Raw genomic sequence first — 12,560 nt, 5'->3', positions numbered from 1 at the left:
CCACGGGCTCATATTGTTGGACAGCTATTAGAATGTAATTCTTTCAAATAAGAAATTTCAAGCTTTCTGAATTCAACTTCGGCACCCTCAGCCTGAATGGCAATTTTCCCTTTTGATGCGGTTGCCCCAAAACCATCATTGACCAAGTCACCATTTACCCAGACTTTGACCTCATCTCCTTGGCATTCAATGAGCATTTGGTTCCACTCCCCTAACGGCCTCTCTGAACCATCAGTCAAATTGAGAATTCGCCTTCCTTTTCCCTCGATGACTCCCCAATTTTCTTTTGGGCCTCTTCTTTTTTCCATGTCGGGCACTTGGATATCTTCACCGATACACCAAAAATCCCCTGCATTTTCATGCATCATTTGAATTTCTATGGATTTTGGAAACATATTGTACAAGGTCCTAGGGGTTGAAGCATGAACCAAAATCCCACAGTTTCCGGGTTCATCGGGAAAACGGTATTCTACAAGTAGTCTATAATTTTCAAATTCCTTTTTTGTAATCAAATGCCCCTGAGGGGTCCCCAAGCTTACCAACATTCCTTTTCTGACAATAAAGGGAATTCTGAGGCTACTGTCTTTTTCCAGATCAGGTACATCTATTTGCCAACCATCCAAGTTTTCATGGTTAAACAAAGAAGTGGATTGGGCGGATGCATTTAAACCAAAAAGAAATAATGAGATTAGTTGTAAGGTGAAAATCGTTTTCATTGTTTTCAGGTTTTTTTCATATTTATGTGTAGACACAATTATGTGACAAATTCTAAATAATTTCCGATAGCATCTTGAATTTCCGGTTTCTTTGAACTTCGTCTCGATAGCTACGCTAGATTCGAAACATTTTCCTGAAAAAGGGAAAGCTAATTGCATATAGTCGGATAATCATATTCATATTTAAAGCTCATTTAATTTACCATTATTTTAATTCTTTATTACCCATAAAAAGGTAAATAAATCCAAAAAAAAAGGATAAAAGTTTCGATTCACATCAACTGAGTTTACAGGACTGACACAACAGCGGATAATCATGTCAAATAAAACATGATTAAAGTCATATTTGCACCTTCTTTATATCACTTCGCAAATTATTCTCTAAGTATAGTTTTGTATAAATGATTGAAGCTATGCAAGTGAGAACAGAAAAGTTGGAAAACTTTGCAGTGCCTGAAAAAATTATTGCATCACATTTTTGCGATAAGTTGCCATCGGGTTTTTCCAACCACCTTACTAAAGGAGGGAAAAGTATAATGTGTAGTCCTGAACAAGGACCAACATTATTTACTGCGCATTTGCCAAAGGTGCTGGATTGGCTTCACGGCTTAGAAAAACCTAGAGCATTGGAAAACGAGCCATGCAAAATTCCGCTGTTGCTTTTTGACAAAGAAATGTCTACCGAAAGAATACTTTTTCATTATGACGGAACACCGGATTCTGCAAAACTGATCAAAAAATTCATCTCATTATTTTCCGAAAATATAAAAGGAAGTAAAGCTACTATCATATCGCCCTGCTTTATCCCTAGATCAAAACTTAGAGAAGAACAGGAATTGGTTCAATTAGTCAGCAATGCTACATCAGAGACATCATTTATTAAATTCAACTTCAATCGAATAGGAGACTTTTGGTCTTATGCGGTAAAGCATAAATGCACCTTATTGGTAACTTCTAAAAACAACCAATCAGATTTGGCAAAAGTCTTATTTCATTTCTATAAGGGTGGTATGTGGTACGATCGCTTATCTTTTTATCTTTCTTTTTAAATATTGTCAAAAGATGATTTTTATCATGCTTTTAACTATTTTAGTAAAGTAACTTGAGCCAATGATTAAGCCTAACCAAATAGTAACCCAACCTTCCAAATCTACCTGTTATCACTGTGGCGAGGATTGCAAAGAAGAAATTCTTCCTTTTGACGGAAAGGAATTCTGTTGCACAGGTTGCAAATTGGTTTATGAGGTTTTGAATGAGAATGACCTCTGTTCTTATTATGAAATTGCGGATAATCCTGGCCTAAGCCAAAAATCCATCTCCTCAAGAAACAATAGGTTTGACTATTTGAATGATTTGGATATCATCAGCAAACTGGTAGATTTTCAGAATCACGAAGAGACCCATGTTACATTTTCCATTCCACTGATACATTGTGCTTCTTGTATATGGTTGCTTGAAAACCTCCACAAGATCAATGCAGGAATAGTCTCTGGCAGAGTAGATTTTATTAAGAAAAAGGTACAAATCAAATTTCATCAAAGAGATATAAGTCTCAGAGAGGTAGTGAGCTTACTATCCAGAATTGGTTATGAACCCAGTATCAATCTGGCAGATGTCGATAAAAAGGCACCCGCTGTCAGTGACCAAAAACTCATTTATAAATTGGCTGTAGCGGGTTTTTGCTTTGGCAATATGATGCTTTTCAGTCTCCCGGAATATTTTGCAGAAGCTGAATTATTGGGAAATGGATTCAAAAAAACCTTTAATTATCTCAATGTGCTATTGGCACTTCCTGTGTTTTTTTATGCGGCAACTGATTATTACCGATCAGCTTGGATTGCGATCAAAAATAGAGGCGTAAATATGGACGTTCCCATTGCAGTAGGAATATTCACTTTATTCACCTACAGTCTTTATGATATTTTTGGTCTAGGCAATGAAGGTTACATGGATACCTTGGGAGGGTTAATATTTTTTCTTCTGATAGGCAAATACTATCAGCAAAAGACTTATGATACCCTATCTTTTGACCGAGATTACAAATCTTATTTCCCTGTCGCGGTTACCAAAATAGTCCGTGAGGAAGAGGAAGTGATTCCCTTGATCAAACTCCATGTTGGGGATATCATCAAAGTCAGGAATGAGGAGTTGGTTCCCGCTGATAGTATTCTTTTGGAGGGTGAAGCTTTTATCGATTATAGCTTTGTGACAGGAGAAGAAGTGCCAGTGATTCGAAAGAGAGGCGAATTGATTTATGCAGGAGGTCGACAAAAAGGTAAATCCCTTTTGTTAACAGTTCAGAAATCTCCATCACAAGGATACCTGACAGATTTGTGGAATAATGATTCCTTTGAGAAAGAAAAGGCCAATTCATTGGAATCACTTGCCAACAGGATTTCCGGGAAATTTACGGTTACGGTTTTATTGGTTGCACTTTCTGCTTTGGTGTATTGGAGTTGGAATGGTCAGATAGCTTTGGGCGTGCTGTCTTTTACTTCTGTGCTGATCATTACATGTCCCTGCGCATTGGCGATGTCTACTCCTTTTACATTGGGTAATACTCTAAGGGTTTTTGGACAAGGAAAATTTTTCCTTAAAAATTCTCAAGTAATTGAGAGACTTGCAAAAGTGGATACTGTGGTTTTTGATAAAACAGGCACTCTGACAGCTCCTTCCCAGGCTTCGGTAAAATATTTTGGAGAATCGCTTTCGGCTGAGTCAAAATCCCTGATCAAGACAATGGTCAATCAATCTACACATGCCCTTAGCAACAGGATCAATACCTTTTTGGATGGAGTCAAAGGCTTGGATTTACAAGAAGTGGAAGAAGTACAGGGAAAAGGTATCCGTACCATTTATAAAAGCCAAGAGATAAAATTGGGTTCTGCAGAATTTGTAGGTGAAGGCAATAGTGATTTGCCGAAAGGAGGGAACTTGGTATTTTTTGCTATTGAAAGCTCGGTTTTAGGATATTTCTTTATCCAAAGCGGACTTCGAAAGGGAATTAAAGAAGTCGTGAACAATATTCAGGAGACAAGATTAGTTCATTTTCTCTCAGGTGATCAAGACCATGAACGTGTCAATCTTAAAAACATATTTGGCAATGAGGTTTTGATGAATTTCAATCAAGGTCCGACAGACAAACTAGCTTATATAAAGCAACTGAATCAGAATGGAGCCAATACGCTGATGATCGGAGATGGGCTAAATGATGCGGGTGCTTTGAGAGAGGCAAAAGTCGGCATTGCACTTACAGATAAAATCACCAATTTCTCTCCTGCTTCTGATGCGATTATGGATGCTTCGATGATCCAAAAATTACCTGCATTTCTCAGATTTACCCATACCAGTCGAAACATCATCAAAGCGAGTTTTGGGCTGAGTTTTACCTACAATTTTGTAGGGGTGTTTTTTGCGGTTCAAGGACTTGTCAGTCCGGTATTCTGTGCGATTTTAATGCCGATTAGTAGTATTTCTGTCGTTGTATTTACTACATTAACTACAAATTATCTGGCCTATAAAAGAGGCCTTAAAGAAAAAATAATATAACCATGGAAGTAATCTTTATCCTAATTGCCATAAGCCTAATGCTAGCAGGATCGTTTCTGTTCCTGTTTTTCAAGGCCATGAAGTCGGGTCAGTTTGATGACAACCATACTCCTGCCATCAGGATCCTTTTTGAAAATGAAACCAAAACAAAAGATAAAAAACAAGTACCATCAACAACTAAATCGAAGTAAGTATGTCAGTAACAACACTGGAACAGTTCAATTACGATAATAAGATCGTAAAGTACTTCGGGGTCGCCACCATCGCTTGGGGCCTCGTGGGAATGCTGGTGGGATTGATTGCGGCCATCCAGCTCTTTCTCCCCGAAGCGAACCTTGGAAATCCGTATACCACCTATGGCAGGATCCGACCATTGCATACCAATGCGGTGATTTTTGCCTTTATCGGTAATGCGATTTTTGCAGGAGTTTATTATTCAATGCCCAGATTGCTGAAAACTCCCATGTGGAGCAAGGCATTGAGCTGGTTCCATTTTTGGGGTTGGCAGACTGTTATTTTATTGGCCGCAATCACCCTGCCTTTGGGATTGACTTCTTCCAAAGAGTACGCAGAGTTGGAATGGCCGATAGATATTTTGATTGCGGTGGTATGGGTGGCATTCGGTGCAAATATGATCGGTGCCCTGATCAAAAGAAGGGAAAAGCACATGTACGTGGCCATCTGGTTTTATATGGCTTCCTTCGTGACAATTGCTGTGCTGCATATTTTCAATTCATTGGCATTGCCTGTATCTATGTTCAAAAGTTATTCTGCTTATGCAGGTGTACAGGATGCATTGGTACAATGGTGGTATGGACACAATGCCGTGGCGTTTTTCCTTACCACGCCATTTTTGGGATTGATGTATTATTATTTGCCAAAAGCGGCCAATAGGCCAGTTTATTCCTATAAGCTTTCAATTGTACACTTTTGGTCTTTGATATTCCTTTATATCTGGGCGGGACCTCACCACTTGCTTTACACAGCTTTGCCTGAGTGGGCGCAAGTTCTGGGAGTTGTTTTCTCAGTTATGTTGATTGCCCCTTCATGGGGCGGTATGGTCAATGGTCTTTTGACACTTCGAGGTGCCTGGGATAAGGTGAGGGTTGATCCAGTTTTGAAGTTTATGGTGGTGGCTGTAACGGCCTATGGTATGGCAACATTTGAGGGTCCAATGCTTTCATTGAAAAATGTAAATGCCATTGCACACTACACAGACTGGATCGTTGCACACGTGCATATTGGAGCATTGGGTTGGAACGGATTCTTCACTTTTGCCATGCTGTACTGGCTATGGCCTAAAATGTGGAAGACTAATCTATATTCGACCAAATTGGCTACGACCCACTTTTGGATGGGAACCTTGGGAATTATATTCTATGCGCTACCCATGTATGTAGCTGCTTTGACTCAGTCATTGATGTGGAAAGAATTCACAGAGGCCGGTAGATTGGCTTATCCAAACTTCCTGGAGACTGTTGTTCAGATTGTGCCAATGTATATTTTGAGGGCATTTGGTGGATTTATTTACCTTGCCGGCGCCATTCTCATGGTGTACAATATGATTAAAACTGCCAAGCAAGGAACATTTGTTGCTTATGAAGCCGATGAAGCTCCGGCATTGAAACCACATGTTGATTATGAAGGAGAGTACTGGCACAGGGCATGGGAAAGAAAACCATTGTTTTTTACAATTTTGGCTACTGTAGCCATCTTGATTGGTGGTATTGTGGAAATCATCCCTACAATTTTGGTAAAATCCAATGTACCCACCATTTCAAGCGTGACGCCTTATACACCTCTGGAATTACAGGGTAGAGATTTGTACATTTCCAATGGCTGTGTAGGATGTCACTCGCAGATGATTCGTCCATTCAGGTCAGAAACTGAGCGTTATGGTGAATATTCTAAAGCCGGTGAATTTGTCTATGACAGGCCTTTCCTTTGGGGTTCCAAACGAACAGGACCTGATTTACATAGAGTAGGAGGAAAATATCCCGATAGTTGGCATTATCACCACATGGTGGATCCAAGGACAATGTCTCCCGGTTCATTGATGCCTCCTTATCCTTGGATGTCCACTAATATCATGGATCATCAAGATTTGCCTGCCAAAATCAGGACCCTGCAAAAGTTAGGGGTCCCATATCCTGAAGGGTATGATCAGCAGGCCAATTCAGATTTGTCTGTTCAGGCAGACCAAATAGTAGCCAATCTAAAGGCTTCAGGTGTAGAGGTATTGCCAGATTCTGAAATAGTTGCGATGATTGCCTATTTGCAGAGATTGGGTACTGATATCAAGAAAACAACAGTTTCTAATCCTTAATCAACCAGTGCTATGAAAAAAGACATATTAAGTTCTATTGAGAACATAGAAATATATCCCATCATATCCTTACTGATCTTTGTGATCTTCTTTGTGGGGATGTTTATATGGGTAATCAGAGTTGACAAAAAGTATATCGATCATATGAAGGAAATGCCTTTGGATGATGAAACGCCAAAGAACAGCAGCTATGAAAAATTTTAAATCCATATTAATCCTATTGGCAGGGATTTTCAGTTCACTGCCAGTAATGGCCCAGACCAATGAAACGTCCTGGTTTTCACAACTCCAGCAAATGGAAAGTACTCAGCTGACCTTATTGGTAATCATGGCTGTCGTACTTGGAGTGATTGTGCTGCTTTTGATTTTGATGATTTATCTCATGTCCTTCATGGTGGCGGTATTCAAAAAAGAGAATCCGGAAACAGCCAATGAACCATCTTGGTGGGATGAGTTTAAATTGAAACATATCACCGGTAGATTAAAACCGGCTGGAAGCATAGAGGAAAAAGCACTCCTGCTCGATCATTCCTATGATGGTATAGTTGAGCTGGATAACCATTTGCCACCTTGGTTGGTAAACGTCTTTTATGTGACCATCGCATTCGGGGTTATCTATTTTACCTATTATACCGTGTTGGGAATAGGCAAAACTCAGATAGAGGAGTATTCGGAAGAGCAAAGAATTGCCGCCATACAGATCGCAGATTGGAATGCACTTGCCCTGACTAGTATTGATGAAAATACAGTGACCTTTGACGCAACCCCTCAGGCCTTGGAATCTGGTCAAAAAATATATGATACTAATTGTGTGGCTTGTCATGCTTCAGACGGTGGGGGTGGCATAGGGCCAAATCTGACCGATGAGTATTGGATACATGGAGGATCTATAAGCGAAATATTCAGCGTAGTGAAATATGGTGTGGTGGAAAAAGGAATGATTCCTTGGCAGGACCAGTTAAGCCCGGAAGAAATGCAAAATGTCTCAAGCTATATTCTGACCTTGGTGGGAACTACTCCTCTAAACCCCAAAGCACCTGAAGGAGAAAAGTATGAACCTGCTATAGAACAACCGATCGACGCACTCTCTGAAGATGATTTGGAACTTGAATCAGTAGAAGGAGAAGTTCAATAAAATAAAATTCAACCCCCTGAAGAGATCATTCGGTATGAAAACTTCAGGGGGATTTATTACTGAAAAAATGAGTAAAAGTAACCCTCAGCTTGACCCTGATAAATTTCGGGATTCCCTTGGAAGTGTAAAAGAAGATGGAAAACGAAACTGGATCTATCCCAAAAAGGTGTCCGGTAAATTTTACCGTTTGAGGACATATCTTTCCTGGGTTTTGTTGGCTATTCTATTTGCAGGTCCTTTTATCCAAGTTGGAGGGAGGCCTTACATGCTGTTCAATATCTTTGAGAGGAAATTCATTATCTTCGGTGCAGCTTTCTGGCCTCAGGATACCCATTTACTCATTTTTTTGCTTTTGATTTTATTTGTATTCATTATCCTTTTTACAGCGGTTTTCGGCAGGATATTCTGTGGATGGTTTTGTCCGCAGACCCTCTTTATGGAGATGGTCTTCCGTAAAATAGAATATTGGATCGAAGGTGATGCCAATCAACAGCGCAAGCTGAATGCTATGGAATGGAACGGGGAGAAAATCTGGAAAAAGGGCTTTAAAATGACACTATTTGTTATTATTTCCCTTGCAATAGCCCATTTGGTCATGGCTTATTTGATAGGCGTGGATCAGGTAAAGGAGATCGTCAGTCAGCCACCATCAGAACATATGGCAGGCTTTATTGGATTGATGGCTTTTGCTGGAATCTTTCTTTTTGTCTTTTCCTGGTTTAGGGAACAAGCCTGTATTGTGGTTTGTCCCTATGGAAGACTTCAGGGCGTTTTGTTGGATGCCAATTCCATCAACGTGACTTATGACCATGTCAGGGGAGAACCAAGAGCTCCAATCCGCAAAAATAAGGTCGAAGAAACACCAAAAGGAGATTGTATTGACTGTGGTCTTTGTGTTCAGGTTTGTCCTACGGGTATTGATATCAGGAATGGTGTTCAGATGGAATGTGTCAATTGCACCGCCTGTATTGATGCCTGTGATGAAGTCATGGAAAAAGTGGACAGGCCTTTGGGGCTTATCCGCTATGCCTCCGATAACAGTGTAGAAAAAAGAACCCAAAAGCTGATTACAACAAGAGTAAAAGTGTATTCATTGATGTTGATAATCTTAATGGGAGCATTTGTGGCTTTGATTGCGACTAGAGATGATTTGGGTGCTACGGTTACAAGATTTAGGGGAATGACCTATCAGGCCCGGGATACCGGTGAAATCAGTAATTTGTACGAAGTGACCTTTATCAACAAAACCTTTGATCCACAGACTGTAGAGTTGAAAACCGAGAATCCTGACTTTAGGGTAGAGGTCGTCGGGGATCAAAATTGGACTTTGGATGGGCAGTCAAAGTTTGAAGGGAGGTTCTTTATTGTAAAACACAATGAAGATGTAAAAATGCCTCAGGAAAAGATCAAATTGCTGTTGCTCCAAAACGGAAAAGAAATCGATAAGATAAATACCAGCTTTATGGGACCGGTTTATAAGGGAGGAAGTTAGAAGGAGGAAGTTAGAAGGAGGAAGTTAGAACCAAGAACCAAGAGTCAAGAACCAAGAGTCAAGAACCAAGAGTCAAGAACCAAGAGGCAAGAACCAAGAGGCAAGGGATAAACCTTTGAGGTTTTTAAAACCTCGAAGGTTTTGCGCCAGGAGATGAGAAAAAAAGGAGAGGAGAGAGATTAGAACCGAGAAGCGAGAGGCTTTTAAGTTGGATTGAAAAGTTTGATAACAATAGGAACTTACTTAACACCTAAGGAGGCAGATTTCTCTCTCTACTTTCGAAATGACAAGGAGAAGTCTATGATACAATTGAAATAAAAACCACATTCGAAACCAACAAAAACCTATCCTTGTCACTTCGATCCCGATAGCTATCGGGAGAGAGGTCTATAAACCTTAAGCTGAACGGATTTCTCTCTTCGTTCGAAATGACAAACCAGGACAACCTAAAAAAAATATACGCTGTCCGCAAAACAACTAATTCAATTACAACAATTAAAACAAAAAATACATGGACTGGGGAAAAGGAATATTTATAACAATAGTAGTTTTTGTGATTTTTATGATCAGCCTAGTAGTAGTTTGTGTAAAGCAGGACGATATCCATCTGGTAACACAGAATTACTATGAGGAGGAAATCAAATATCAAGATCAAATTGACAAAATGATCAATGCCAGTGAAATTGGCTACAATGTCCTGGTCTATGATAACCAACTCAAAAAAGTGGATTTACTTTTGCCTAAAGGAGCAAAAGGAATCCTCCACTTGTTCAGACCATCTGATGCAAGACTTGATCAAAAGATTGTTTTTGATATTACAGAAACCAACAAGAGTTCGGTAGATGTCAAAGACCTGAAGCCAGGCTATTGGAGAATTAAGCTGAGTTGGTCTGAGGATGGAAAGGAATTTTACGAAGAGAAAAAAATCAACATCTAAGTGATCTGGACGGCGTTTTTATTGGGGTTTTTGGGTTCATTCCATTGTTTGGGGATGTGCGGACCTATCGCCTTGGCGGTATCAGCCAAAGACAATGCCCCATTCTTACGCAATAAAATCATCTATAACCTAGGTAGAACGCTTACTTATACCATACTCGGTGCGGTCATCGGTATGATTGGTTTTTCTTTGGCCCTGGCAGGAATCCAACAATGGATTTCCATTTTGATGGGAGCTTTGATATTATTGATGGCATTTTTTTACAAAAGCTCCGAAAGGTTAATTACCCGGTCCGGCCTTTTTGGTGCAGTTTCCAAGTTGAAATCTTCATTGGGTTATTTTTTGAAAAAGGGTGGAACTCCCGCTTTTTTCGCTTCAGGATTATTAAATGGAATGTTGCCTTGTGGCATGGTGTACATTGCATTGGTAGCCTCCTTGGCACTTCAAAGTCCGATATATGGAGCTTTGTACATGTTCTTTTTTGGAATCGGAACCATACCCATGTTGATCGCTGTGATGGTCTCCGGCAAAATCCTCTCTCTGTCTCTCAGGACTAAACTGACCAATGCACTCCCTTATCTTGCGATGTTTATTGGGATTTTGTTTATTGTCAGGGGTTTGGGTTTAGGAATACACTATGTAAGTCCCAAGCTGCAGGTATTTGACTATGGGGCTGAAAAGGTGGAGATGACGATGTGTGAGTGAGAGAAACCTGAGGGTAAAGGAAAGTTATATTTTTGGCTTTAAACTTTAAACTTAATTTAAAGTAAACGAGTCCAATTTAAGGTTTGGATCTATAAAAATGAATAATAAGAGTTTTCTCTTTATATTTAACAAGTTAGTCTGGTTTTTTCTGACTGATAAGTAACCTGCATAATGAAAACTACAATTAAAATGATTTTCATTCTATTTGGACTTCTCAGCATCATTTCCTGTAAAAATGACAAGAAAGAGAGAAAATTGGAGAAGTTAAAAAATGAGAGGGTAGCAGAAACTCAGCTGACCTATGTAGATACTATCTTCGCAAAAAATTATGACCTGATTTTTCTACGCCCAAATGAAAAAGAATTCAACCGGTTATTAGAAGTACACGGTGAAGATTCTGGACTTTATGAAGTAGATTCTGATTTCGGTTTTTACGCTAGTAAAGTGAATGATTCTCTATCATCTGCTGATCTTAAAATAGAATTTAAAACGGAAAGAATTATTGCAATGGACTCTGATAATGGTATGGTTTTCATTGATAGAGAAGAGATTGAAAATGGAGCTTATGGAATACTTTTTAATCATACGAAATGCTTTCCAACAATTGAATTCGGGGTAATGACTGATATTGAAATTTATCAAAGGATGGCTGACCAAAAGGAAAACTGCAGGTAACTATTTAAAAACAAATGACAGTCCGACGCAGAGGCAAATAAAATATTTGAATTAGGTACTGTTATTGAATTCGAGGTTTTAACAAATTATCCAATTAGGCGGTAAGACCATTTTGCATTTAGGTGAATAGAAAATACTATGAAACGATTCCGGTTACCTAAAAAAAACAATAAACCCTCCCATGAATAATTTCAACTTCAAAAAAAGAAACCTGATTTCCGGCCCTCACCTTTTGGGACCGGTTTTGATAATTGCAGGTTTATTTGCTTTGCTGAGCCCATTTTTTTTGGAGAGTGAAAGTTCTATGGAAAAGATTATAGGGGTAGGAGTTGGTGCTATCGTTATTGGTCTTGGAATTGTATCTTCTTACAGCGGTACGCTTATCGATTTTTCCGAAAAAAGATTCAAGGAATATTTTTCAATTGTTGGTTTCAAATTTGGAGAGTGGACAACACTTTCTGAAATATCGACAGTAAAAGTAATTTCAAACAGCTATGTAATTACCAACATACCGAATGGCATTAGTCCGACTTTTTCGGGAAAGGTTACGGATTTCAGGATATTCCTATATTCGGATGCTTCAAAACCTGTGTTTTCGTTTGTTTATTCAAAAAAGAATAAGGCTGTCAAACAGGCGAAGAAGTTAGCTTTTAATTTGAATGCTGAATTGGTTCTCAAGATTCCTTAATAGGAATGAATCAGATTTTATGTAAAGGAGTTTGAATATTTTAGGTGTTTTTTTCCAAAGAGAATAGTAAAAGACACCTAAAAGGTTGAGTCAAAACAATAAATAGAATATGTATCTTTATAAAAAATTTAATTATGGGAGCTATTATTATTCGAGCAGACAACAAAAGTAACAAGATACTTTCTGGACTTGCCAAAAAACTAGGAGGGACTGTTATTAATTTAGAGGATGAACAATTTGAAGATCTTGTACTTGGCACAGCAATGGATCAATTAAAAACAGGTGAGACTGTTGATCCTCAATCTATAATGCAGAAATTAAAGGAGAGGTGATAGTC

The 12,560-nt window shown here is 39.0% G+C and carries 13 protein-coding genes; 12 read left to right on the top strand and 1 reads right to left on the bottom strand.

Annotated features, from left to right (window positions below; all coding sequences use genetic code 11):
- Window positions 1-8: 8 nt before the first annotated feature.
- Window positions 9-716 carry a 3-keto-disaccharide hydrolase gene (locus tag HMJ38_RS09485; RefSeq protein ID WP_194974151.1) on the bottom strand — a complete coding sequence of 236 codons (708 nt, stop codon included), beginning with the start codon at window positions 714-716 and terminating at the stop codon, window positions 9-11.
- Window positions 717-1,129: 413 nt separating this feature from the next.
- Here HMJ38_RS09485 and HMJ38_RS09480 point away from each other — a divergent pair, with 413 nt between their 5' ends.
- The 12 genes from HMJ38_RS09480 (at window position 1,130) to HMJ38_RS09425 (ending at window position 12,555) form a co-directional block, all read left to right on the top strand.
- Window positions 1,130-1,765 carry a hypothetical protein gene (locus HMJ38_RS09480; RefSeq protein ID WP_194974150.1) on the top strand — a complete coding sequence of 212 codons (636 nt, stop codon included), beginning with the start codon at window positions 1,130-1,132 and terminating at the stop codon, window positions 1,763-1,765.
- Between the two features lie 61 nt (window positions 1,766-1,826).
- Complete coding sequence (locus HMJ38_RS09475) at window positions 1,827-4,265, top strand: heavy metal translocating P-type ATPase (protein ID WP_194974149.1); 2,439 nt, start codon at window positions 1,827-1,829, stop codon at window positions 4,263-4,265.
- Between the two features lie 2 nt (window positions 4,266-4,267).
- Window positions 4,268-4,456 carry a cbb3-type cytochrome oxidase assembly protein CcoS gene (gene ccoS, locus HMJ38_RS09470; protein ID WP_194974148.1) on the top strand — a complete coding sequence of 63 codons (189 nt, stop codon included), beginning with the start codon at window positions 4,268-4,270 and terminating at the stop codon, window positions 4,454-4,456.
- 2 nt (window positions 4,457-4,458) lie between these two features.
- The gene (ccoN, locus tag HMJ38_RS09465) at window positions 4,459-6,591 is read left to right on the top strand and encodes a cytochrome-c oxidase, cbb3-type subunit I (protein ID WP_194974147.1); all 2,133 of its coding nucleotides are present in this window, start codon (window positions 4,459-4,461) and stop codon (window positions 6,589-6,591) included.
- 12 nt (window positions 6,592-6,603) lie between these two features.
- Window positions 6,604-6,795, top strand: a complete 192-nt coding sequence (locus tag HMJ38_RS09460) for a CcoQ/FixQ family Cbb3-type cytochrome c oxidase assembly chaperone (protein WP_194974146.1) — start codon at window positions 6,604-6,606, stop codon at window positions 6,793-6,795.
- Entirely contained in the window at window positions 6,782-7,726 is a 945-nt protein-coding gene (locus HMJ38_RS09455) for a cbb3-type cytochrome c oxidase N-terminal domain-containing protein (protein WP_194974145.1), read from the top strand. Before HMJ38_RS09460 ends, HMJ38_RS09455 begins: the two co-directional genes overlap by 14 nt.
- Before the next feature lie 67 nt (window positions 7,727-7,793).
- Window positions 7,794-9,218 carry a cytochrome c oxidase accessory protein CcoG gene (ccoG, locus tag HMJ38_RS09450; RefSeq protein WP_194974144.1) on the top strand — a complete coding sequence of 475 codons (1,425 nt, stop codon included), beginning with the start codon at window positions 7,794-7,796 and terminating at the stop codon, window positions 9,216-9,218.
- Between the two features lie 511 nt (window positions 9,219-9,729).
- Complete coding sequence (locus HMJ38_RS09445) at window positions 9,730-10,155, top strand: FixH family protein (RefSeq protein ID WP_194974143.1); 426 nt, start codon at window positions 9,730-9,732, stop codon at window positions 10,153-10,155.
- On the top strand, window positions 10,156-10,860 hold the full coding sequence (locus HMJ38_RS09440; protein ID WP_194974142.1) for a sulfite exporter TauE/SafE family protein: 705 nt from the start codon (window positions 10,156-10,158) through the stop codon (window positions 10,858-10,860).
- Window positions 10,861-11,031: 171 nt separating this feature from the next.
- A complete protein-coding gene (locus HMJ38_RS09435) occupies window positions 11,032-11,535 on the top strand; it encodes a hypothetical protein (RefSeq protein WP_194974141.1) in 504 nt (167 codons plus the stop codon).
- Window positions 11,536-11,716: 181 nt separating this feature from the next.
- Complete coding sequence (locus HMJ38_RS09430) at window positions 11,717-12,223, top strand: hypothetical protein (RefSeq protein ID WP_194974140.1); 507 nt, start codon at window positions 11,717-11,719, stop codon at window positions 12,221-12,223.
- A 134-nt stretch (window positions 12,224-12,357) separates the two neighbouring features.
- The gene (locus tag HMJ38_RS09425) at window positions 12,358-12,555 is read left to right on the top strand and encodes a hypothetical protein (RefSeq protein WP_194974139.1); all 198 of its coding nucleotides are present in this window, start codon (window positions 12,358-12,360) and stop codon (window positions 12,553-12,555) included.
- Window positions 12,556-12,560: the final 5 nt, after the last annotated feature.

The organism is Aquiflexum lacus (assembly GCF_015476655.1).
GTDB lineage: Bacteria > Bacteroidota > Bacteroidia > Cytophagales > Cyclobacteriaceae > Aquiflexum > Aquiflexum lacus.
The sequence above is the reverse complement of the archived record's forward strand: the minus strand, read 5'-3'. Positions and strand labels throughout refer to the sequence as shown.